Source organism: Streptomyces sp. NPDC055506 (genome assembly GCF_053643595.1).
This window is the reverse complement of record NZ_JBSHKH010000031.1, coordinates 35,885-59,476: the sequence shown is the minus strand read 5'-3', so window position 1 is coordinate 59,476 and position 23,592 is coordinate 35,885. Positions and strand designations below refer to the sequence as shown.

Here is a 23,592-nt window from a genome sequence, read left to right as displayed (position 1 = left end):
ACCCCTCCGCAGCCGCCACACAACACAAACCACCCTCCCCGGTGAGCGCCGAACAACTCCCATCCGTACGTATCCCGAGGCCGGAAATCCCGAACACGGAGAACCACGTGGACCCACGGCGGAACGAGGAGCGCGATGTCGGACACCCCCGGCGAATCCAAGCCCTGGTGCTGCTCGGCACCGTGCTGGTCCTGCTCCTCTTCAGCGGAGCCCCCGCCTCGGCCCACGCAGCCCTCCGCACCACCACCCCTGACGATGGATCCGTCGTCAAACAGGGCCCCCGCAGCGTCACCCTGACCTTCACCGAATCCGTGGGCCTGCTCGACGACTCCTTCCGGGTCTTCGGCCCCGACCAGCGACGCGTCCACACCGGCGAGGCCACGCACGCGGACGGCCGCTCCGACACGGCCCGGGTCGGCCTGCCCAAGAAGCTCGCCCAGGGCACCTACACGGTGGCCTGGCGAGTGGTGTCCGCCGACAGCCACCCCGTCTCCGGTGCCTTCTCCTTCTCCGTCGGCAAGCGGTCCGCCACGACCACGCAGATCGACACCGGCCCGGAGGAGGACCCGCTGACCGGCGGCCTCTACGACGCCGCCCGCTACCTCGCCTACGTCGCCGCCGCGCTGCTCGTCGGCGCGGCGGCGTTCGCGCTGCTGTGCCGTCCGGCGAACAGGTTCCCGCTGCGCAGGCCACTGGTGACGGCCTGGTGCACGCTGCTGGGCTCGACGGTCGTCCTGCTCCTGCTGCGCGCCCCGTACGAGGCGGGCGCGGGCCCGGCGACGGCCTTCGACGCCTCCGCCCTCGGCCGCACCCTGAGCAGCCGCCCGGGCCTGGCCCTGCTCGCCAGGCTGGCCGTTCTCCTGCTGACCGCCGGCTTCCTGGTGTGGCTGTCCAGGCGCCGCCGCTTCCGCGACCGCCAGGATCCCGTGGCGCTGGCCGCGGGCACGACCCTGGCCGTCGGACTGGCCCTGACCTGGGCCGCGGCCGAGCACGCCTCCGCCGGGATCCAGGTGCCGCTGGCGATGACGTCGTCCGTGCTGCACCTGCTGGCGACCGGGGTCTGGCTGGGCGGGCTCGTGGCACTGCTCCTGACCCTGCGCCGCTCGTCCGGCGAGGACCTGACGGAGGTCGTGCCCCGCTTCTCCCGGATCGCCTTCGCCTCGGTGACGGTCCTGGTCGTCACCGGCGTCTACCAGTCCTGGCGCGGCCTCGGCTCCGTCTCCGCGCTGTCCGGCACGTCGTACGGCCGGCTGCTGCTGGCGAAACTGGCCGCGGTGACCGTGCTGGTGCTGGCGGCCGGGTACTCGCGCCGCTGGACGGCCCGCCTCGCGGCCCCGGTGACCACCCGGACGGTGGCGGCCGTACGCGAACGGGTCGCGCAGCCGGTCGGCGCCCCGCTGCCGCCGGAAGCGACCGGAGAGCCGGAGCAGCCGGAGGCGCCTGCGCCCGAACCGGAGGACGGGGATGGGGACGCGGACAGGGACGTGCTGCGGCGCGGGCTGCGCCGCTCCGTCCTCATCGAGGTCGCCGTCGCCGCCGTGGTGCTGCTGATCACGACCCTGCTCACCACCACGCTGCCGGGCCGCGCGCAGGCCGAGGCCGCGCAGCAGGCCCCGGCGGGCGCGCTGCCGCCCACGACCCTGGTCACGGTGCCCTACGACACGGGCGCGGGCTCCGTGACCGGCCGGGGCACGGTGCAGGTCACCCTGGACCCGGCCCGCGTCGGCGAGAACGGCGTCCAGGCCGTGGTCTACGGCTCCGACAAGGGCCTGATCGTCATCCCCGAGGTCCGCGTCACCTTCACCCTGCCCTCCCGGGAGGTCGGCCCGATCGACGCCGAGCTGAACGACATGGGCGGCTACTGGGGCACCAACTCCGTCAACCTGCCCCTCCCCGGGACCTGGACGATGAAGACGACCGTGCGGGTGTCGGACGTGGACCAGGTGACGGTGTCGAAACGGGTGCGGATCGCGTCCTAGGCACCCGGGCCGCTCCGGGAACAGCCCCGGCCTCGCCGTCGAGGAGCCGCGTCATGCACTCGGCGGCGCGTACGGCGGCGTCGCCGCAGCAGTTGTTGAACAGGACGTGGACCTGCTCGGCCCGCTCCGCCAGCCTGCGCACGCGGGGCAGCCACTCGGCGAGTTCCTCCTCGCCGTACCCGTACCGGAACCGGTCCTCCTTGCTCCCGGTCCCCCAGGCGGTGCTGCGGCCGTGGAACCGTACGACGGACAGCCGCGGCGAGGTCACAGCCGTCACCGGCGGGACCGAGGAGGGGAGCGTCTGCGTCATGTCGACGGCGACCGCGGCCATGCCGTACCCGGCGAGCAGCGCGCACGTGTCCTCGGCCCGGCCCGTCTCCCACCACGCGGGATGCCGGAACTCGACCGCGAGGGGCCACCCCCGCGTCCGCTCGGCGCACTCCCGGAGGAACGCCTCCGCCCGCTCCCCCGGCCGGAACCAGGGCGGGAACTGGAACAGCACGCTCCCGAGCCGCCCGGCCCGCCGCAGCGGCCCGATCCCGGCCGCGAACCGGGCCCACACCTCGTCGAGCACCTCCGGGTCCCGGTGATCGGCCGGCAGCCCGCCCGGCATCGCCGCCTCCCTGGTGGGATGCCCGGTCAGCAGCGAGAACGCCTTCACGTCGAACACGAACCCGTCCGGGGTGCGCTCGGCCCACAGCCGGCTGTTCCGCTCGCCGGGCAGCGCGTAGTACGAGGCGTCGACCTCGACGACCGGGAACCGCTCGGCGTAGTGCCGTAACCGTCCCTCGGCGTCCCGCCGCCCCACCGGGTACCAGCCGCTGCCGACCAGCGCCTTGTCCGTCCAGGAACACGTGCCCACGAGGATCCGGCCCATGGGGGAGCGGTTACCCGGGCCGGGCTCCGGCAGGCCCGGGCGACCGCTCCGTTCCCAGCCGGTGGTGGCACGGTGATACCGGTCGTAATCGGGGTAACCAGGTGATAACTGCGCTTGTCCGGGGTTACGGCTCATTCACCCCGAGAGTGAGATGACCGATCATGGAGCAGCCCGTCAGCGTCGGCCGGGCCGGCCGGTCGCTCGGAGAAGCACCCGGAGCGCTCGAAGCACTCGTCGGCGAGGCCCTCACCGCCCGCATCACCCTCGACGAACACGGCACGGTGACCGGCTGGAACGCGGGCGCCGAGCAGCTCCTCGGGTACGCCTCCGGGCAGATGACCGGCCGCCGGGCCGCGGATCTGCTGGCCGAGCCGATCCCCGTGCGGGGCGGCATGCCGGCTCTCGCCGGACTGCCCCGCTGGAACGGCGACGTCGCGCTCCGGCACCGCGACGGCCGCAAGCTGACGGTCAGGATCCTCGCCCACCACAGGGAGCCCGGAACCGGCCCCCGCGCCTGGCTCCTCGTCTCCGCCCTGACCGGCCGGCAGCCGCGGGCCGGCCTCGACGAATCCCTCGTGAGCTGGAGCTTCGCCCAGTCCCCGTGCTGCGCCCTGGCGATCTACGACACCCGGCTGAGGCTGCGGCGGGCCAACGCCGACATGGAACGCTCCACGGCGCTCACCGAGGAGGAGATGCTGGGGCTGCGCGTTTCCGAGATCGTCGACGACGACGCCGGTGAGCGGGCGGAACGCAGCATGGCCCGGGTGCTGCGGACCGGCGAGCCGGAGTACCAGGAGAACTACCTGCGCGCCCCCGGGGAGGAGCACGCGCACGCCTGGTCGGTCTTCCTGTCCGCGCTGCGGGACCACGACGGCACCATCCAGGGCGTCTGCCTCTCCGCGCACGACATGACGGAGCAGTTCTGGGCCCGCAAGCGGCTCCAGCTGATCGCCGAGGCCGGCCGGCGCATCGGCGGCACCCTCGATGTGACGCGTACGGCCCAGGAGCTGGCGGACGTGACCGTCCCCGCCCTGGCCGACTTCGTCAGCGTCGATCTGCTGGAGGCGCTGGACGACGTGGCCGAACCGCCCGCGCACGCCGTGCCGGCTGACGGGCCGCTGCGGCTGCGACGGGCCGCGCTGCGGTCCGTGACTCCGGGGGCACCGGAGTCGGCGGTGGCGGCCGGCCAGGTGGATACCTACCCTCCGGGCTCGGCGCCCTTCGAGAGCCTGCGCACCGGACGGCCTTCCTTGCACGAGGTGTCCGACCCCGAGTTCGCCGGGTGGCTCGCCCGCGACCCCGGCCGCGCCGCCCGGGTCCGGGCGTTCGGCATCCACTCGGTGATGACTGTGCCCCTCGCCGCACGTGGCACCACCCTGGGCGTCGCCTTCTTCATCCGGTACCGCAGCGCCGAGACCTTCCACCACGACGACCTGGTCCTGGCCGGGGAGCTGGCGGCCAGGGCGGCCGTGAGCATCGACAACGCCCGCCGCTACAGCCGGGAGCGTGCCACCGCGGTCACCCTCCAGCGCAGCCTCCTGCCCCAGCGGCTGCCCCGGCAGGCCGCGGTCGAGGTCGCGTCCCGCTATCTCCCGGCGGGCGGCCGGGCCGGCGTCGGCGGGGACTGGTTCGACGTCATCCCTCTTTCCGGCGCGCGGGTGGCGCTGGTCGTCGGCGACGTCGTCGGCCACGGCCTGCACGCCTCGGCGACCATGGGGCGGCTGCGCACGGCCGTACGCACCCTCGCGGACATCGACCTGCCGTGCGACGAGCTCCTGACCCACCTCGACGACCTCGTCGCCCGGCTGAACAAGGAGGACGAGGGGGACGAGGGGGACGAGGAGGACAAGGGGGCGGCCTCAGGACACCGGGACACCGCCGGACACCGGGACACCGCCGGACACCGGGACACCGCCGGACACCGGGCCACCACCGGCCGCCCGGAAACCCCCACCGACGTGGGCGCGACCTGCCTGTACGCCGTCTACGACCCCGTGTCGCGGAGCTGCTGCTTCGCCGGTGCCGGGCATCCCGTGCCGGCCCTCGTGAGCCCCGACGGCGCCGTCGAACTCGTCGGCCTCCCGGCCGCGCCCCCGCTCGGCGTGGGCGGCCTGCCCTACGAGGCCACCGAGATCAACATCCCCGAGGGCAGCCTGCTCGCCCTCTACACCAACGGCCTGATCGTGAACCGGGACCGCGACATCGACGCCGGGGTCCACCGGCTGCGGGAGGCCCTCGCCCGCCCGGCGACCTCGCTGGACGCCCTGTGCGACACGGTGCTGTCCGACCTGCTGACGCGGCGTCCGGCCGACGACGTGGCCCTGCTCATCGCCCGCACCCGCGCGCTCGACTCGGACCACGTCGCCACCTGGGCGGTACCGGCCGACCCGTCCGCTGTCGCCCAGACCCGCAAGGACGTGGTGGCGCAGCTGGCGAGGTGGGGGCTGTCCGACGCCGTCTTCGTCACCGAGCTGGTCGTCAGCGAACTCGTCACCAACGCCATCCGCCACGCCGAGCCGCCGATCCAGCTCCGTCTGATCCACGACACGACCCTCATCTGTGAGGTCTCCGACGGCGGCAGCACCGCTCCCCATCTGCGACGTGCCCGCTCCTACGACGAGGGCGGCCGCGGCCTGCTCCTCGTCGCCCAGCTGACCGAGCGCTGGGGCACCCGGCAGAGCGCCACGGGCAAGACCATCTGGGCGGAACAGACACTGCCTCTCCAGTGAGGACGGAGTGCAGACCTTCCTTCCCTACCCCGGCTTCCGGAAGTCGGCCCTGGTCCTGGACCGCCGCCGGCTCGGCAAACAGCGGGTCGAGGCGCTGCAGGTGCTGCGCGGCCTGGTCGTACCGGACTACGGGTGGCGCAGGCATCCGGCCGTGCGGATGTGGGCCGGCTACGAGGAGGCGCTGGTCCGCTACGGCCTGGAGATCTGCCGGGTCTGGCGTGAACAGGGCCATCAAGACAGCTGCGCGGCCACCCTCGTCGCCGACCTCGCGGCGACCCGCCCCCACGCACCGGTACGGGACCAGCCCCTGCTGGCCGCGGAGGGCGAACTGCCGCCCTGGCTGGGCGACGACACCTTCCACCGCAGCCACCGCTCGGCCCTGGTCCGCAAGGACGCGACCGCGTACGCGGAGCTGTTCCCCGGGGTCCCCGACGACCTGCCTTACGTCTGGCCCACGTCGGACCGGACCTGACCGGGGCGCCGACGAGCGACCGCCGGAGGGGTGAAGCCCGGCCCGCCCCGGTCGATCACTGACAACTCCCTTCCGTGCGGACCCCGTTGTCCGGCCAGAGGTTCCGTGTTCCACTGAATCGTTTCTGGCACATCGGTCACGGGTCACCCGCCCCCGGGCGGGCAGGCACTCCATGGGGGGTCCGTGTGTGAAGAACTGGGATTCGAGAAACTCCTCGGCGAGGAGGGCTTCTTCGCGGGGCTGCTCGGACGGACGCCGTCGGGGGCCGGCCGGGATCCGCTGTACGGCCCCGACCTGCCCGTCGTCCTGCTCACCGGCGGCCCGGGCATGGGCAAGGGCCGCCTGCTGCGCGCCGTAAGGGACCGCTTCGCCGCCAAGGTTCCGGTGATCCACCTGGACTGCGCCTCACCGGTGTACGCGGACCGCGCGGACCCGGAGCCGGGCGCCCGCTCGGCCACGACCGAGGCCCTGGTCGAGGTCGCCCGCCGGCTGTGCACCTGGCAGGGCACGGGCGGCTCGTTCACCTTCCCGCGGCTCTTCCCGGGCCTGGCCATGATCGCGACCGGCGTCACGGAGGGCACGCCCGAGGCGGTCGCGACGGAGGCCGAGCGCTACGAGGGCCTGGCCCAGAGGCAGCGCCTGCGCGGCCTGGTCACCGGCGACTTCTGGCGGGGCGTGCTGCGCGGCGCGATCCGGAACCTGCTGATGACCCTGTACGGGCAGGCGCTCGACCCGTACTCGGCGGCCGTGAGCAACGCCCTGCTGGACGCCCTCTTCCAGCGACTGGCCCCCCGGGGCAGGGCGGAACTGGAGCGGCTCTACGGCGCCTATCCCGGCGCGGCCGGCCAGCCCAGGATCGGCCTGCGCATCCTCGCCGCCGACTTCCGCGCAGGCGGCGAGGCACGGGAGGTGGCGGAGAGCTTCCTGTTCCGGGCCCTGCGCGAGGACCTGGAGGCGGCGTACGCCTCGCCCTCCGGCTGGCTTCGCCGGGTCGGCCGCCCGGCGATGCTGCTGGACCACGCCGAGTCGCCCCTCGGCGAGCGGCTGCTGCGCGCCGTCCTCACCGACCGCCGGGCCGGGCAGCGCGACCGCGTGGTGATCGTGGGCACCGCACGCCGTCCGGACGGCGGCGCCTTCCTGCACGGCGGCCTGCCGCCCGAGGAGGCGGCGCCCCCGGCGGAGTACCGGCCGGCCGACGGCGCCCCGCCCGTCTGGGTCCGGCGCACGGACGAGGCCGCCGACCGGGCACCCCTCGCCGACGGCGTGGTCCTGCTGCGGATGCCGCTGCTCACCGGCGACCAGCTGCGCCGGGAGACCGTACGAAGACAGCAGCGCGCCGAGCCGGAGGGCGGCACGAACCGCCGCCGTATCGACGCCGCCGTGGCCCGGCTGAGCGGCGGCCGACCGCACACCGTGATCCGGCTGTCCGCAGCCGCGGCGGCCTTCCGGATGCCGGCGGACGCCAACGACCGCGACATCCTGGACGCCCCGCTGCGGCTCCCCGGCGACGACACCCCCGAACGCCCGGTCGCGGACGTCCTGCTCCGCGAACTGATCCTGGACCAGTTACCCGTACGGCTCCCCACCGAGCACCGGGCCCAGTGGCTGGACCTCCTCTCCCACCTGTCGGTGGCCCACGACACGGAGTGCGCGGACGTCCTGCTCCGTCACCACCAGTCGGGCCACGTCCACCACCTGACCGCCCATCACGTCTCCCAGCTCCTCACCGACACCGGATGGCCCGCCTGCGAACGCCATTTCATCGGCGACTTCGGCCTCCGCCAGCTGCTGGTGCACCGGCTCTACGGACTGCGCCCCGGCGGCGCCGCCTGGTACGCCGACCACCATCTGCTGCGCGACCACTACGCGCGGCGCGCGGCGGGGGAGCCGCCGGACGCCCAGGGCGACGGGAGCCACGGGGGCGACGGGGACAACGGGGACAACGGAGGCTACGGAGGCTACGGAGGCAACGGAGGCAACGGGGGCAACGGGGGCTACGGACGTGGTGACCGGGCCTTCCGCTCGCTCACCGCCCACCGGATGAACCACCACCTGGTGTCCGGCGGCGCGGACGACGTCGTCAGCCACCTCGCCGCCACCCTCCCCGGCCGCCCCGGGGCATGGTGCGCGGATCTCCTGGAGATCGCCCAGGCCCCCTACCCGGGCGGGGCGGACGCCCGCCGGGAGCGCGCCCAGGGCTTGGTGGGGGCGGACGGCCCGCCCCTGCGCCGCACGGTCGACCAGCTGCTGCACGCGGTGTGGCTGTGCGAGGAGCGGACCAGGCCGACCGGCAAGGAGACGGCCCGCACGCTGGCCAAGCTGCTGGACCTGCTCTCGATCATGGACTTCGAGGGCGCGGGCCGGCTCAGCAGGACGGCGACGGACTGGAGCGGCCTGGCGGAGAACGAGCAGCCTCTGCTGCGCTGCACCTGCACCGAACAGCTCCGGCGAAGGAGATGACGGCATGCCCAGATGGCGGAAGATCCTCTACGCGGTGCTGCTCGTAGGGGCGATCGTGGCAGGCGTGGCCCTCACCACCGCTCTCCTCGGCAGGCCGGACACCTGCGCCGACGGCGTCGAGCGGATCGAGGACGAGTGCGTCGGGGTCAACGGCGACGGCTACGACTTCGGCACCCCGGAGATCGCCGATGTGGCCCGGGCCATCGCACGCGAGAACCAGAGGATCGCGAACCAGCCGCATGTCACGGTGGCGATGATGCTGCCGCTCCAGTCGGACCGCGAGGCCCTGCGCCGGCAGATGCGCAGCGACCTCCAGGGCGCGTACCTGGGACAGCGGCAGGCCAACGAGGGCGAGGGCGAACCACCCAGGATCCGCCTGGTGCTGGCCAACCCCGGTCAGGCCTACGGCCGTCAGGCGAAGGTCGTGGACACCCTCCTCCGCATGGCCGCCTCCCCCGAGGACCGGCTGCGCGCGGTCACCGGCTTCAATCTGAGCCTCGCCGCGACGGAGGCGGCGGTGAAACGCCTGACGGAGAACCGGATCCCGGTCCTGGCGGCCAGAATCAGCGGCGACAGAATCGCGAACGAGGACCGGCCCGACGGCATGGCCGCCCTGAAGTTCCCCGGCCTGGCCCGCATCCTCCCCACCAACAACGACGCGGCCCAGGCCCTGGCCAACTTCAACGGCGAATGCGGGCGCCGGAACCTCAGAACGGTCCTGGTCTACGACAAACGCCCCGACGGCTACAACGAGTCCCTGGCCAGGGCGTTCAGCAGGATCAAGGAGAAGGGCCCGGCCGGCCCCGCCGCGATGTCCTTCGAGTCCCCGTCCATCGACGAGCCGGGCTCGACCGGCAACCAGTTCACCCAGACGGCCAACAACATCTGCGACTCCGAGGCCGACACGATCTACTTCGCGGGCCGTACCCTCCACCTGCGCATCTTCGCCCTCAAGCTCGCCCAGGTGGGCTGCGAGAACCGCCACTACACCATCGTCAGCGGCTCCGACGCGGCCTCACTGCGCCAGGCGATGACGGAGAAGGACTGGTCCCAGCTCCGCGGCGACGACGGCAGAGCGAAGGTGACGGTGCAGTACGCGGCCCCCGCACACCCGGACGCCTGGACGACGGAACTGACGAAGTGGACGAAGACCCACACGGCGGCCCACAGCAAGAAGCCGCGGACCCAGGACCTCCCCCAATACCTCACGGAACCGAAGGCGGCCCTGGACACCCTCAGGAACCAGATCACCGCCACCCGACGCGAGGGCATCACACTCGGCTCCACCCCGAACCTGGACGACTCCCGCACGATGCTCGTCTACGACGGCCTCATCACCATCGGCAAGGCCCTCCACCAGGCCCAACGGGGCGCCCCCGAGACCACCGCCCCCACCCGCGAGGACGTCGGCCGCCAGTGGTCCCTCCTCCAGTCCCGCCACCGCGTCCAGGCCACCAGCGGCCTGATCTGCCTCACCACAGGCGGCAACGCCTACGACAAACCGGCCGCCATCGTCGAACTCGACCCGGGCCGAAAAGGCGAAGGCACCCTGAAATTCGTCGGCCTCGGCTGGCCGACAGGCAAACCCCAACCGAAGAACTGCGTGATCCCCAGCACGACACCTTGATCCGCCCGGACAACGCCGAAGGGCCCCACCGCGAACGGTGGGGCCCTTCGACATCGTGCCCGGTGAGGCACTGGCGGAGGATACGAGATTCGAACTCGTGAGGGGTTGCCCCCAACACGCTTTCCAAGCGTGCGCCCTAGGCCTCTAGGCGAATCCTCCGTCGAAGACATTACATGACTGGGAGGAGTGCTCGCGAACTCGTTCGCTGCCCCTGACATCAGGTAGCCTGGGCGCAGCTCCCCACGCGGCGCTATCTGACTGAACTCCCCCAGGGCCGGAAGGCAGCAAGGGTAGGTCGGCTCTGGCGGGTGCGTGGGGGGCGTTTGCGTTCCCGGGGCGGGGCTCGTTGTCAGTGGGCGCCTATAACCTCGTATGCGTGTCGTCTCTCGCTCTGTACCGCCGCTATCGCCCGGAGACCTTCGCCGAGGTCATCGGGCAGCAGCACGTCACCGACCCGTTGCAGCAGGCGCTGCGCAACAACCGGGTCAACCACGCGTACCTGTTCAGCGGGCCGCGCGGCTGTGGCAAGACGACCAGCGCGCGGATCCTGGCGCGGTGTCTGAACTGCGAGCAGGGGCCGACGCCCACGCCGTGCGGTGAGTGCCAGTCCTGTCAGGACCTCGCGCGCAACGGCCCCGGTTCCATCGACGTCATCGAGATCGACGCCGCGTCGCACGGTGGTGTGGACGATGCCCGTGACCTGCGCGAAAAGGCCTTCTTCGGACCTGCGAGCAGCCGCTACAAGATCTACATCATCGACGAGGCCCACATGGTCACGTCGGCCGGCTTCAACGCGCTGCTGAAGGTCGTCGAGGAGCCGCCGGAGCATCTCAAGTTCATCTTCGCGACCACCGAGCCCGAAAAGGTCATCGGGACGATCCGGTCGCGGACCCATCACTATCCCTTCCGGCTCGTCCCGCCCGGGACCCTGCGGGACTACCTCGGCGAGGTGTGCCAGAAGGAGGCCATCCCGGTCGAGGACGGTGTGCTCCCGCTCGTCGTGCGGGCCGGTGCCGGTTCCGTGCGTGACTCCATGTCCGTCATGGACCAGCTGCTCGCCGGCGCCGCGGCGGACGGTGTGACGTATGCCATGGCCACCGCCCTGCTCGGGTACACCGAGAGCTCCCTCCTGGACTCCGTCGTCGAGTCCTTCGCCACCGGCGACGGAGCCGCGGCCTTCGAGGTCGTCGACCGCGTCATCGAGGGCGGGAACGACCCCCGTCGGTTCGTCACCGACCTGCTGGAGCGGCTGCGTGACCTGGTGATTCTCGCCGCCGTCCCGGACGCGGCGGAGAAGGGGCTCATCGACGCCCCCGCGGATGTCGTGGAGCGCATGCAGGCCCAGGCCGGCACCTTCGGCCCCGCCGAGCTGAGCCGGGCCGCCGACCTCGTCAACGAGGGACTGACAGAGATGCGCGGCGCCAACTCGCCCCGCCTCCAGCTGGAGCTGATCTGCGCCCGCGTCCTGCTCCCCGCCGCTTACGGCGACGAGCGGTCCGTCATGGCCCGCCTGGACCGCATCGAGCGCGGCGTGAACTTCTCCGCGGCACCCGCCGGCATGCCCGCCATGGGATACGTGCCCGGACTCGAGGGGCATGGCGGAGCGGCGGCAGCGGCCGCTGCTCCCGTTCCGCCCGGTGGCGGCCCGGCCGCGGCCCGTGCGGCCGTACGGGCTTCCGGAGCACCAGGGAGCGGAAGCAGCGGAAGCAGCGGCAGTGGCAGTGGTAGTGGCGGTGATACGGCGGCTGCGGCCGGGTACGTCCCCGACGCTCCGGGTGCCCCTGGGGCCCCCGGTGGCCCCTCCGGTGTCCCCGCCGAGCAGGCCCCGTCCGCCCCCGGCCCCGCCACCAGCGGCCCCGCCACCAGCGGGCACGCCCAGCCGTCCCAGCCTCCCGAGCCGTCCCAGGCACCCCCAGCGCCCACGACACCCGCACCCACCCCCGCGGCCCAGGCCCCCGGCGCCTGGCCCACCGCCGCCTCCGCGGGCAGCGGCGGCCGTCGCCCCGGCGGCTGGCCCACGGCCGCCCCAGGCGGGCCCGCCTCCGACACCGCGGCAGGTAACGCCCCGGCGGCGAACCCACCCGCCCCGAGCACCCCCACCGCCAGCACCCGACCAGCGGCTTCACCGGCCCCCTCGGCCCCCGCACCGGCCGCCCCCGCCGCCGCTCCCGCGGGCGGTCTCGACCCCCGCATGCTCTGGCCGAACATCCTGGAGGCCGTCAAGAACCGCCGGCGCTTCACCTGGATCCTGCTCAGCCAGAACGCCCAGGTGGCCGGCTTCGACGGCACGACCCTTCAGCTCGGCTTCGTCAACGCGGGTGCGCGGGACAACTTCCTGAGCAGCGGCAGCGAGGACGTGCTGCGGCAGGCGCTGGGCGAGCAGTTCAACGTCCAGTGGAAGATCGAGGCGATCGTCGACCCCTCCGGCGGCTCCGCGCCCCCGGCCCCGGGCGGCCCCTCCGGCTTCGGAGGGGGCAACGGCGGCCACGGCGGCGGTCCCGGCGGCAGCACCAGTGGCTACGGCGGCGGCAGCCACAGCTCCGCCGGTGGCGGCTACAACGCCGGAGGCGGCAGCGGCGGCAGCGGCGGTACGGCAACCGCCCAGCGCCCCGCCCCGGCCCAGTCGACCGCCCCGCCCGCCCCCGCCCAGCAGTCGAGCACACCCGCCCCCGCCTCTTCCCCCGCCCCGTCCGCCCCCGCTCCCCAGCCCTCCGCCCCGAGGCCGCGGTCCGTGTCCGTCGAGGACGACATCCCCGAGGACGACGACCCCGACCTCGACGAGTCGGCCCTCTCCGGGCAGGACCTGATCGTCCGGGAGCTGGGGGCGACGGTGGTGGACGAGTTCACGAACGAGCCGTAACCGCACGAACGAGCCCGAGCCGCCCTGCCGGAGACACGAACGAGCCCGAGCCGCCCTGTCGGAGACCCGAACGAGCCCGAGCCGCCCTGTCGGAGACACGACCGAGCCCGAGCCACCCCGTCGGAGACACGACCGAGCCCGAGCCACCCTGTCGGAGACACCCCGCTTCGGAGAAACCTCCAAGCCCACACCCCCACCCCCTTCGGAAGCCCGCACAAAGAAAACCCGGCGCTTCCCGTTAGGCTGACCCCCGTGAAGGTCCTCGTCATCGGCACCGGCGCCCGCGAACACGCCCTGTGTCACTCGCTGTCCCTCGACCCCGACGTCACCGCGCTGCACTGCGCCCCCGGCAACGCCGGCATCGCCGAGGTCGCCGAGCTGCACCAGGTCGACGCCCTGGACGGCGCCGCCGTCACCGCGCTGGCCACCCGCCTCGGCGCGGAGCTCGTGATCGTCGGCCCGGAGGCCCCGCTGGTCGCCGGTGTGGCCGACGCCGTGCGCGAGGCGGGTATCCCGGTCTTCGGCCCGTCCGGCCCGGCCGCGCAGCTCGAGGGCTCCAAGGCCTTCGCGAAGGACGTCATGGCGGCGGCCGAGGTGCCCACGGCACGCTCGTACGTCTGCACCACGGCGGACGAGATCGACACAGCTCTCGACGCCTTCGGCGCCCCGTACGTCGTCAAGGACGACGGCCTCGCCGCCGGCAAGGGCGTCGTCGTCACCGACGACCTCGAAGCGGCCCGGGCCCACGCCGCCGCCTGCGAGCGCGTGGTCATCGAGGAGTACCTCGACGGCCCCGAGGTCTCCCTGTTCGCCGTCACCGACGGCGAGACGGTCGTGCCGCTCCAGCCCGCCCAGGACTTCAAGCGCGCGCTGGACGGCGACGAAGGGCCGAACACCGGCGGCATGGGGGCGTACTCCCCACTGCCGTGGGCCGACCCGAAGCTGGTCGACGAGGTGCTGCAGACGGTCCTGCAGCCGACCGTGGACGAGATGCAGCGCCGTGGCACGCCGTTCTCCGGCCTGCTCTACGCCGGTCTCGCGATCACCTCCCGCGGTGTCCGCGTGATCGAGTTCAACGCCCGCTTCGGCGACCCGGAGACCCAGGTCGTCCTGGCCCGTCTGAAGACGCCGCTGGCCGGCCTCCTGATGGCCGCCGCCACCGGCAACCTCGCCCACCTGGAGCCGCTGCGCTGGAGCGACGAGGCGGCCGTGACCGTGGTCGTCGCCTCGCACAACTACCCCGGCACCCCGCGCACCGGCGACCCGATCACCGGCCTCGACGAGGTCGCCGCGCAGGACGCCCCGCACGCGTACGTACTGCACGCCGGCACCAGGAACGACGGGGACGCCATCGTCAGCGCGGGCGGCCGCGTCCTGTCCGTCACGGCCACCGGCAAGGACCTCACCGAGGCCCGCGACCGCGCCTACACGGCCGTCGGCCGCATCCGCCTCGACGGCTCCCAGCACCGCACCGACATCGCCGCGAAGGCGGCGGGCGCGTAACACTCAGCACCGGGGAAACCACCCCGCCGCCGATGAACCTCACAGGCCCCGGATCCGTCTCAGGATCCGGGGCCTGAAGTTTTCGGCAGGTGCGGGCCTGACCCTCGCTTTCCGTCATCCACCTCTCCCCAAAGCCATTCCATCGAGTGACCGATGCCCTATCCGGCTGACGGGGGGCTGAGCCCCAACTAGGGTGCGGCGCAAGCGTTCCGGCACTTGGCCCACCGGCATTGCGATGTCAGTGGCGGGTGCCACAGTGGGGGAGTGAGCAAGGAAAGCGTCAGGTCAACGGGGAGGGGGTGAGGTCGGTCGTGACCGGAATGGGTGTGGAGGCAGGAGCGCAGGTCGCGCGGGCACGGGCACTGGTCGTGCTGCGCATCCGCAGCCGCGCGCTGGCCGTCGCCCTGTTGCCCGCGGCCGTCGCCGTGATCCTGCTCGCGGGGGCTTTCTCCGGCCGTCTCGTCGGCCCCGGCTGGGACGCCGCCCGCTGGGTCCTGACACCGGTCGCCGTCCTCGTGCTGCTCGCCGCCGCCGGGATCGCCCTGGTCGTCGCCCGGGCCCGTCCGGCCATGAGCCCGACCGTCCCGATCGCGGAGGAGGCGGCTCCCGACCTGTACCGGATGGTGCGCGACCTGGCCGACCGCCTCGAGGTCCCCGCACCCTCCGCGATAGCGCTCACGCCGGACTGCGACAGCTGGCTGGAGGACCGCACCCACCCGGCCCACGGACCGCCGCCGGCCGAGGAGCACGACGACATAGCGGGCGCGGGGAAGCACGCGCACCGTCGGCACCCGGTCGCGCCGGTCCTCGTCATCGGCTCGCCCTTCCTGTGGTGGATGCGGGTCGGCGAGCTGCGCGCGGTCCTCGCCCCGGTCGTCGCCGGTACGGGCCCCTCCGCCCACCCGGACATAGCCGCGGCCCGGCGCTTCGTCCGGGGCCTCGACGCCGCGGTGGCCGTGACCTCGGCGCCCCGCCGCGACCCGGTGTCGCGGGCCGTGCTGGCCGGCGTCGGCTGGGTGGCCCGGCTGCTGCTGCGCAGCTGCCGCCTTCATGCCGCCGAGCTGGAGCGGGGCGTGGCGGCCGCGGCCGCGGAGCGTGCACAGGCTGTGGATTACGGGCTGCGGATCGTCGCCCAGGAGCAGGTGGGCCTGGCGTACGCGGGCTGGGACCGGCTGCTGACCCGGGTCGCGCTGCCCGCCTGGCGGATGGGCCGCTGGCCGTCCCGGCTGGACGCCGGCGTGGTCGCGGCGCTCACGGAGCTGTCCCGGCGCGACCGCCTGGCCGAGGGTTTCGCGTCCCGTCTCGGGGAGCGGCCCGCCTGCGATCTGCTCGAGGAGCCGGGCGCGGTCGACGAGTCCGCCTCCCTCCTCGCCGCCCGCCTTTTCCACGGCGGACCCGCAGGCCCCGGGCCCGACTGGTCGCCGGTGGACTGGAGCGAGTATCCGGAGGAGGTCGTGGACCGCAGATGGCGCATCGACGCCGCCCGGCTCCACCGCGTCCTGGACGCGATGGGCGTCCGCCCCGCCACCGGCCCCGCGGCCCCCGCCACCAGCAGCCCGACCCTGTCCCGCGTCCTGGACCACCTGACGGACCCGGCCGGCGAAGCGCCTCCCTTCCCCACCGGAACCCCGGAACCACCGCCTCCCCTCAACGACGACGCAGACGAAGACGAAGAAGACCTCTCCGGCACCACCCCCCGCAGCGCGAATCTGGCCGCCCGCCTCAGCGCCGAACTGGCCGGCGAAGAGGCCGCCGCGACGCCCCGCCCGTCGACCGCCGCCTCCAGCGCCGCCTCCTCGACCACGGCCTCACCGGCCGCCGGCTCCCCGGCTACCCCGGTCACCCCGGACCCCCTCGCCCTCTGGGACGACCGAGCCCTCCCCCTCTTCCCCCTCCAGCCCCCGCGCACCGCCCGTGAACTGCTCGCCGACCACCTCACGGCGATGATCTGCTGTGCCGCGATGGACACCGCCGGAGCGACGCCCGGCCTGGACTGGCTGGACGGCCCCACGCTCCTCCACAACGGCGAGCGCACCTCCGATCTCGCGCCCAAAATCCTCACCCTGATCGAGGAGGGCGACCCCACCCCCTTGCGCGCCTGGCTGGCCGAGCTGGGGATACGCCCGGAGAAGCCGGTCCGGCTCGTCTGACCGCCGGAGCTCCCGCTTCCACTTCTGGCCAATTCGAAACGAACAGTGACGAAGTGCGTGCGTTATGTGATGTGCTTGGACCGTTCGAGCGCATGGCAAGGGCTGACGACATACGACAAGCACATAAGCGCGACCGCACCGCAGAGGACGCACGCACCACGCACGCACCACGCCCGCACCACGCACGCACCACGCAGGCACGCACCACGCACTCACACACAGACCGCACGCATCACACCGGCAGGCACCACCACGGGGGCGAAGGGGAGGGGAAGCAGCCATGGCTTCGGAGCAGATCCGCCGCTGGGAGTCGGGAGCGCTGGCGCACGCCGTGACGGATCCCTTCGGGCAGGGCCCCGTTCCATGGCTGCGCGGCACGGTGACGTACTTCGACGACACCGGCCAGGTCGTCCCCTGGTACGTGGACCAGGACGCGCCCCACGCCCCGAGGAAGGCCACCCGCTCCAACGGCCCCCGCGCGGCCGACGACGTCAACCGCCAGATCAAGGGCTTCACCTCCACCGGCGCGGTCGCGCCCGGCGAGGCCATCGACTTCCACATCACCGTCGACCCGCCCCAGGAGTTCGGCGTCGACATCTACCGCATCGGCCACTACGGCGGTGACGGCGCCGCCAAGATCACGACCAGCCCGCGGCTGTCCGGCATCGTCCAGCCCGCGCCGCTCACCGCGGACCGTACAGTCTCCTGCCACCACTGGTGGCTCTCCTGGCGGCTCCAGGTCCCCTCGTACTGGAACATCGGCGCATACGTCGCCGTCCTCACCACCGCCGGCGGCTACCGCTCCCACGTCCCGTTCACGGTCCGCCACGACCAGCCCGCCGACCTGCTCCTCGTCCTGCCCGACATCACCTGGCAGGCGTACAACCTCTACCCGGAGGACGGCCGCACCGGCGCCAGCCTCTACCACGCCTGGGACGAGAAGGGCCGGCTGCTGGGCGAGTCGGAGGCAGCCACGACGGTCTCCTTCGACCGTCCCTACGCGGGCGCCGGCCTGCCGCTCCACGTCGGCCACGCCTACGACTTCATCCGCTGGGCCGAGCGCTACGGCTACGACATCGCCTACGCGACGGCGAGCGACCTGCACGCGGGCCGCGTCGACCCCACCCGCTACCGCGGTCTGGTCTTCCCGGGCCACGACGAGTACTGGTCGGCCGCCATGCGCGGCAGTGTGGAGCTCGCCCGCGACGCCGGCACCTCGCTCGTCTTCCTCTCCGCCAACTCCATGTACTGGCAGGTGGAACTGGGCCCCTCCCCGTCCGGCGTCCCCGACCGCCTGCTGACCTGCCGCAAACGCCGGGGCCCGGGGAAGCCGGTGCTGTGGCGGGAGATCGACCGGGCGGAGCAGCAGCTCATCGGCATCCAGTACGCGGGGCATGTCCCGGAGCCGGGGCCCCTGATCGTGCGCAACGCCGGTCACTGGCTGTGGGAGGCCTCCGGCGCGCACGAGGGCGACGAGATCGCCGACCTGGTCGCGGGCGAGGCCGACCGCTACTTCCCGCGCACCCCGCTGCCCGAGCACGAGGAGCGCATGCTGCTCGCGCACTCCCCGTACACCGACAAGGAAGGCGCCCAGCGCCACCAGGAGACCTCTCTCTACCGCGCCCCCTCCGGCGCCTGGGTCTTCGCATCCGGAACGTTCGCATGGACCCCGGCCCTGGACCGCCCGGGCCACGTCGACCCCCGAATCCAGCGCGCCACCGCAAACCTCCTTGACCGCATCTGCAAACGTGACTGACCCACTGTCCGTGATCACCCGTGGATACGGGAGAATCAAGCCATTGGACAGAACCACGGGGAGGCACCGTGTCCGGATTCGTCGAAAAGCCCGAGCCGATCCAGGTTCCAGGTCTGGTGCATCTGCACACCGGCAAGGTGCGCGAGCTGTACCAGAACGAGGCGGGCGACCTCGTGATGGTCGCCAGCGACCGCATCTCCGCGTACGACTGGGTGCTGCCGACCGAGATCCCGGACAAGGGCCGGGTCCTCACGCAGCTCTCCCTGTGGTGGTTCGACCAGCTCGCCGACCTGGTCCCGAACCACGTCCTGAGCACCGAACTGCCCGCCGGCGCCCCGGCCGACTGGGCGGGCCGCACGCTGGTCTGCAAGTCCCTGCAGATGGTCCCCGTGGAGTGCGTGGCCCGCGGGTACCTCACCGGCTCGGGCCTGGTCGAGTACAACGAGACCCGCACGGTCTGCGGCCTCGCCCTCCCCGAGGGCCTGGTCGACGGCAGCGAACTGCCCGCGCCGATCTTCACCCCGGCCACCAAGGCCGCCGTCGGCGAGCACGACGAGAACGTCTCCTACGAGGAGGTCGCCCGCCAGGTCGGCGCGGACACCGCGGCCCGACTGCGCCAGGCGACCCTCGCCGTCTACGCCCGGGGCCGGGACATCGCCCGGGAGCGGGGCATCATCCTCGCGGACACGAAGTTCGAGTTCGGCTTCGACGGTGACGACCTGGTCCTCGCGGACGAGGTCCTCACCGCGGACTCCTCCCGTTTCTGGCCGGCCGACCAGTGGCAGCCGGGCCGCGCGCAGCCGTCGTACGACAAGCAGTTCGTCCGCGACTGGCTGACCTCGGCGGAGTCCGGCTGGGACCGCAGGAGCGAGCAGCCCCCGCCGGCGCTGCCGCAGCAGGTCGTGGACGCCACCCGCGCCAAGTACGTGGAGGCGTACGAGCGCCTCACGGGCCTGACCTGGGCCTAGGGCCTGTCGTTTGGATCACGCCGCAGACGCGGGGTCTGGCACGCGCATCTGCCGCGTTGTCGTCGGTTGCCGATGCTCCGCATCGCCGCCCTCCTCCGCCTTGCAGCTGCACGCACCAGACCCCGCTCACCGGCAATCACGAGATACCGCCGGTTCCCTGCAACGTGATCCAAACGACAGGCCCTAGGCCGCGTCCGGCGCAAGACAAGAAGAAGCCCCCCGGCCGGAACCGGGGGGCTTCCTCATCTGGAGCGAACGACGAGGTTCGAACTCGCGACCTCAACCTTGGCAAGGTTGCGCTCTACCAACTGAGCTACGTTCGCATGCGCCGTGGCGCGGGAACCACTATACCCAACCTCGCTCCCGTGCGAGCCGCACCGCCGCATGCCGGTTCTCCGCCCCGAGCTTCGACACCGCCGACGACAGATAGTTCCGCACGGTCCCCTGCGAGAGCGCGGCCCGCTCGGCGATCTCCGCAACGGGTGCCCCGTCGGCGGCGAGTTCCAGCACCTCGGCCTCCCGCGCGGTCAGCGGCGAGTCCCCGGCGGCGATCGCGTCGGCGGCCAACTCCGGGTCGACGTAACGGTTGCCGGCGTGCACGGTACGGATGAGCTCCGCGAGCCGCTGCGCGCTCACGGTCTTCGGCACGAACCCCCGCACCCCGGCCTCCAGCGCCCGCTTGAGATGCCCGGGCCGCCCGTGGCTGGTGACGATGAGCACCTTGCAGCCGGGCAGTTCGGCGCGCAGGGATGTGGCGACCTTCACACCGTCGGCGCCGGGCATCTGGAGATCCAGTACGGCGACGTCGGGCTCGTGCGCCCGGGCCATCGCCATCGCCTCCGGCCCGGTGGCCGCCTCGGCGACGACCATGAGGTCGTCCTCCAGCGACAGCAGCGCGGCGAGCGCCCCGCGGATGAGGTGCTCGTCGTCGGCGAGCAGCAGCCGTACGGGCTCTGCGCCGGTCATGGTGTGACCTCACTCACGGGGCCCACGGTGGGGACGGACGCCGGGCCGGAGGGGGCGGCCGGGGCAGAGGGGTCAGCGGGGCCGGCTGCCGACGGCAGCGGAATCTCCGCCGTCAGCCGGAACAGCCCTCGCCCCGCGGGCCCGGCCTCCAACGTCCCGTCGATCTCCGCCAGCCGCTCCCGCAACCCGGCGATCCCCGAGCCGGAAGAGCCGATCGCCCCGGCCCCTGTGGCCACCCCGTCCCCCTCCTTCCCATCGCTCTCCACTCCGTCGTTCTCCACCGACAGCACCACGCGTCCCTCCATCACCCGCAACCGCACCGCGCACCGCCGCGCGTCCCCGTGCCGCAGGACATTCGTCGCGGCCTCCCGCACCACCCACCCCAGGGCGGACTGCACCGCGACCGGCAGCCCGGCCGCCGTCGCCCCGCTCACCGTGCAGTCGATGCCGGCCGCGGCCAGCACCCCTTGCGCCCCGGCGAGTTCCGTCCCGAGGTCGGCCTCGCGGTAGCCGCGGACGACCTCCCGCACCTCGCGCTGCGACTCGTGCGCGAGCCGCTGCACCTCGACCATCTGCGCCACGGCCTCCGGTCGTCCCCGCTGGGCCAGCTGCACGGCCAGTTCGCTCTTGAGCGCGATCACGGCGAGGTTCCGCCCCATGACGTCGTGCAGATCACGCCCGAACCGGAGCCGCTCCTCGGCGACGGCGAGCCGGGTCCGGGTCTCGCGTGCCTCGTCGAGTTCGTAGACGATGTCGAGCAGCCACACGGAGACGACGGCCGTGAAGGCGAGTACTCCGCCGCCGAGCAGCGCCATCAACGCCGCGAAGAGCGATTCGCTCAGCGGGGTGCCCCGGGTGAGCGCCACGAGCCAGGAGACCGACGCGAAGCCCACGACGATCGCGAACACATGCCGCCGCCGGCGGACACCGAGGGCAATGGTCCCGATCCCGATGATGCCGATGACCCCGACGGCCCCGTTCGCGGCGTTGTCCACGCTTTCGCCGCCCGGCCCGTGGTCGGCGATGCCGATCGCGACGGCGCCGAACACGGCGGTCACGGCGGCCAGCGTCCACAGCAGCCGGACGGGCTGCCGCCGCCTGCCGCGCGTCCAGTCCAGCGACCGCGACACGGTGACCAGGCAGATCGCGGCGTGCACAGCCGACATGAGCAGCAGCCCGGCCCCGAGCCAATTGCCCAGCGGGACCGCGGCCATGAGCCCGACCATGACGAACTCGGTCACCGCGAAGGACTGGAAGGACCACCGCGTGTACGTCTCGACCTTCTCCGGTGTGGTCTGCCGCCGCCACCACCCGCCCGGCCCGCGCATCAGCCCGTACCTCCCCCTCCGGTCAGCGCCGCGGTTCCCAGCGGAACCACCGCCGTACAGCAAACACCGACACGACGGTCCAGGCCACCGCCGTCGCCACGGCGCCCAGCGCCTCGTACGCCGACAGGTCGCCGGTCCAGCCGCCGCGCACCAGGGTGACGACGGGCGTCAGCGGCAGCAGTTCGCACAGGGAGGCCAGCCGGTCCGGCAGCAGCTCCAGCGGGACGAACATGCCGGAGCCCATCATCGAGACGACCAGCAGCGGCATGGGCGTGACCTGGGCACTCTCGCCGGTTCGGGTGAAACTGGCGGTGACCGCGGCGAGGGCGGCGCACAGCACAAGCCCCAACAGCAGGCCCACGACGGCCAGATGGAGCGCGGACGGCGCGGACATGTCCAGCAGCACGGTGCAGCCCGCCGCGAGCAGCAGGCACTGCACGAGCCCGGTGACGGCGGCGGGTGTGGCGGAGCCGGCCAGGATCTCGGCGTCCCGCAGCTCACCGGTGCGCAGCCGCTTGAGGACGAGTTCCTCACGCCGGACGACGAAGACGCCGACGAGCACCGAGTAGACGGCGAACAGCAGGGAGAAGCCGACCGCGGCGGGCAGCACCAGGGTGCCGGCGTTCAGGCCCGCCTCCGCGAGGTCCATCTCCTGGGCCGCCGACCGCACGCTGACCGGCATCACCACCGGCACGAACAGCGCGGCGACGAGCGCGCCCCTGCTCCGTCCGAGCAGGGTCAGCTCGGCGCGGGCGAGTGCTGTCATGCGGCTCACCGGCGTGGTGCCCGCGGCTCTCGTGCCGGTCGCCGGGCGGGGCGTCGTGGGGGGTGTCGTGTGGGTGGCACTCATGCCGCGTACTCCTTCGTCGTCCCTGCCGGGGCCCGCCCCGCCGATGCCTCCTTGGCGATCCCGAGGAACGCCTCCTCCAGGGAGGCCGACCGCACGTCCAGCCGGCGCAGTTCCACCCGGGCCCGCTCGGCCCACAGCAGCAGACCGGTGGCCGCGCGCTGCAGTTCATGGGTGCGGAGCCGGACGATCCGGCCGTCGGTCTCGTGCCCGGTCACGCCCAGTTCCCCGAGCGGCGGCAGATCGCCCACGAAGTAACCGTCGGGCAGTTCGAAGGAGATCCGCGACGGCTCGGCGGCGGTCACCTCGGCCGGGGTCCCGGTGGTGGCGATGCGGCCCTCGTGCATGATCGCCAGCCGGTCGGCGAGGTTCTCGGCCTCCTCCAGGTAGTGCGTGGTCAGCAGCACCGTCGTGCCGCCGTCGCGCAGCGCGCTCACCAACTCCCACGTTTCCCGGCGGCCTTCGACGTCCAGTCCGGTGGTCGGCTCGTCCAGGAAGAGCACCTCGGGGTGGCCGAGCAGGGCGAGCGCCAGATCCAGGCGGCGCCGCTGCCCGCCGGACAACTGCTTGACCCGGACGCCGGCCTTCGACTCCAGTCCGACCAGCGCCAGGACCTCCGCCGGCGGCCGGGCTCCGCTCACGCACCCCGCCCACATCCGCGTGGTCTCCGCGACGGTCAGCTCGGACGGGAAACCGCCTTCCTGGAGCATGACCCCGGTGCGGGGCCGGACGAGCGCCCGCTCGGTGTACGGGTCGTGCCCGAGGACCCGCACCCGGCCGCCCGCCGGCGCCGCGAGTCCCTCCAGCAGTTCGACGGTCGACGTCTTGCCCGCGCCGTTGGTGCCCAGCAGCGCGAAGATCTCCCCGCGGCGTACGGAAAAGCTGATTCCGCTCACCGCCTCGAACCCGCCCCCGTACACACGCCGCAGGTCAGTGACCTCAATCACGTGTTCGCGTCCGTTGTTTTCCATGCCTTCAGCGTTCCGCCCCGGCGGGCCCCTCGGCAGTGCGCGCTGTCATCACCCGGCATGACAAATGTCAGACGAACCCGCGATGAACACGAAAAGACC

General features: G+C 73.0%; 15 protein-coding genes, 2 tRNA genes and 1 other RNA gene. 11 read left to right on the top strand and 7 right to left on the bottom strand.

Features of this window, described 5'->3' with window-relative positions; genetic code table 11:
* Window positions 1–167: 167 nt before the first annotated feature.
* The gene (locus tag ACWIF2_RS14805) at window positions 168–1,979 is read left to right on the top strand and encodes a copper resistance CopC/CopD family protein (protein WP_454360656.1); all 1,812 of its coding nucleotides are present in this window, start codon (window positions 168–170) and stop codon (window positions 1,977–1,979) included.
* Here the strand turns inward: ACWIF2_RS14805 and ACWIF2_RS14800 are convergent.
* A complete protein-coding gene (locus ACWIF2_RS14800) occupies window positions 1,879–2,856 on the bottom strand; it encodes a DUF72 domain-containing protein (protein WP_454360630.1) in 978 nt (325 codons plus the stop codon). The two genes, ACWIF2_RS14805 and ACWIF2_RS14800, sit on opposite strands and share 101 nt — an antisense overlap.
* A gap of 161 nt (window positions 2,857–3,017) precedes the next feature.
* Here ACWIF2_RS14800 and ACWIF2_RS14795 point away from each other — a divergent pair, with 161 nt between their 5' ends.
* The 4 genes from ACWIF2_RS14795 (at window position 3,018) to ACWIF2_RS14780 (ending at window position 10,144) form a co-directional block, all read left to right on the top strand.
* A complete protein-coding gene (locus ACWIF2_RS14795; RefSeq protein ID WP_454360628.1) occupies window positions 3,018–5,585 on the top strand; it encodes a SpoIIE family protein phosphatase in 2,568 nt (855 codons plus the stop codon).
* Window positions 5,586–5,592: 7 nt separating this feature from the next.
* Entirely contained in the window at window positions 5,593–6,057 is a 465-nt protein-coding gene (locus ACWIF2_RS14790) for an MSMEG_6728 family protein (RefSeq protein ID WP_454360626.1), read from the top strand.
* 183 nt (window positions 6,058–6,240) lie between these two features.
* Window positions 6,241–8,517, top strand: a complete 2,277-nt coding sequence (locus tag ACWIF2_RS14785; protein WP_454360624.1) for a hypothetical protein — start codon at window positions 6,241–6,243, stop codon at window positions 8,515–8,517.
* 4 nt (window positions 8,518–8,521) lie between these two features.
* Window positions 8,522–10,144, top strand: a complete 1,623-nt coding sequence (locus ACWIF2_RS14780) for an amino acid ABC transporter substrate-binding protein (protein ID WP_454360623.1) — start codon at window positions 8,522–8,524, stop codon at window positions 10,142–10,144.
* 71 nt (window positions 10,145–10,215) lie between these two features.
* On the opposite strand, the gene ACWIF2_RS14775 is transcribed toward ACWIF2_RS14780, so the two are convergent.
* Window positions 10,216–10,303 (bottom strand) — tRNA-Ser (locus ACWIF2_RS14775).
* Window positions 10,304–10,375: 72 nt separating this feature from the next.
* On the opposite strand from ACWIF2_RS14775, the gene ffs reads away from it, so the two are divergent.
* The 6 genes from ffs (at window position 10,376) to ACWIF2_RS14745 (ending at window position 19,381) form a co-directional block, all read left to right on the top strand.
* Window positions 10,376–10,474: signal recognition particle sRNA small type (gene ffs, locus ACWIF2_RS14770), an RNA gene on the top strand.
* Between the two features lie 46 nt (window positions 10,475–10,520).
* Entirely contained in the window at window positions 10,521–13,004 is a 2,484-nt protein-coding gene (locus ACWIF2_RS14765; protein WP_454360621.1) for a DNA polymerase III subunit gamma and tau, read from the top strand.
* A 252-nt stretch (window positions 13,005–13,256) separates the two neighbouring features.
* Window positions 13,257–14,507, top strand: coding sequence for a phosphoribosylamine--glycine ligase (gene purD / locus ACWIF2_RS14760; RefSeq protein ID WP_454360619.1), 1,251 nt, complete (start codon window positions 13,257–13,259; stop codon window positions 14,505–14,507).
* A 320-nt stretch (window positions 14,508–14,827) separates the two neighbouring features.
* Window positions 14,828–16,657, top strand: a complete 1,830-nt coding sequence (locus ACWIF2_RS14755) for a hypothetical protein (RefSeq protein WP_454360655.1) — start codon at window positions 14,828–14,830, stop codon at window positions 16,655–16,657.
* 280 nt (window positions 16,658–16,937) lie between these two features.
* Window positions 16,938–18,413: a N,N-dimethylformamidase beta subunit family domain-containing protein gene (locus tag ACWIF2_RS14750; RefSeq protein ID WP_454360617.1), complete on the top strand. Its 1,476-nt coding sequence runs from the start codon at window positions 16,938–16,940 to the stop codon at window positions 18,411–18,413.
* A gap of 68 nt (window positions 18,414–18,481) precedes the next feature.
* Window positions 18,482–19,381, top strand: coding sequence for a phosphoribosylaminoimidazolesuccinocarboxamide synthase (locus ACWIF2_RS14745; RefSeq protein ID WP_454360615.1), 900 nt, complete (start codon window positions 18,482–18,484; stop codon window positions 19,379–19,381).
* Window positions 19,382–19,628: 247 nt separating this feature from the next.
* On the opposite strand, the gene ACWIF2_RS14740 is transcribed toward ACWIF2_RS14745, so the two are convergent.
* From ACWIF2_RS14740 to ACWIF2_RS14720, 5 genes are all read right to left on the bottom strand, one after another.
* Window positions 19,629–19,704: transfer RNA gene (locus ACWIF2_RS14740), tRNA-Gly, on the bottom strand.
* Between the two features lie 22 nt (window positions 19,705–19,726).
* Window positions 19,727–20,347: a response regulator gene (locus tag ACWIF2_RS14735; RefSeq protein WP_454360614.1), complete on the bottom strand. Its 621-nt coding sequence runs from the start codon at window positions 20,345–20,347 to the stop codon at window positions 19,727–19,729.
* Window positions 20,344–21,675: a sensor histidine kinase gene (locus ACWIF2_RS14730; protein ID WP_454360613.1), complete on the bottom strand. Its 1,332-nt coding sequence runs from the start codon at window positions 21,673–21,675 to the stop codon at window positions 20,344–20,346. Before ACWIF2_RS14730 ends, ACWIF2_RS14735 begins: the two co-directional genes overlap by 4 nt.
* 22 nt (window positions 21,676–21,697) lie before the next feature.
* The gene (locus ACWIF2_RS14725) at window positions 21,698–22,525 is read right to left on the bottom strand and encodes an ABC transporter permease (RefSeq protein ID WP_454360612.1); all 828 of its coding nucleotides are present in this window, start codon (window positions 22,523–22,525) and stop codon (window positions 21,698–21,700) included.
* A complete protein-coding gene (locus ACWIF2_RS14720) occupies window positions 22,522–23,493 on the bottom strand; it encodes an ABC transporter ATP-binding protein (RefSeq protein ID WP_454360611.1) in 972 nt (323 codons plus the stop codon). Before ACWIF2_RS14720 ends, ACWIF2_RS14725 begins: the two co-directional genes overlap by 4 nt.
* Window positions 23,494–23,592 lie beyond the last annotated feature (99 nt).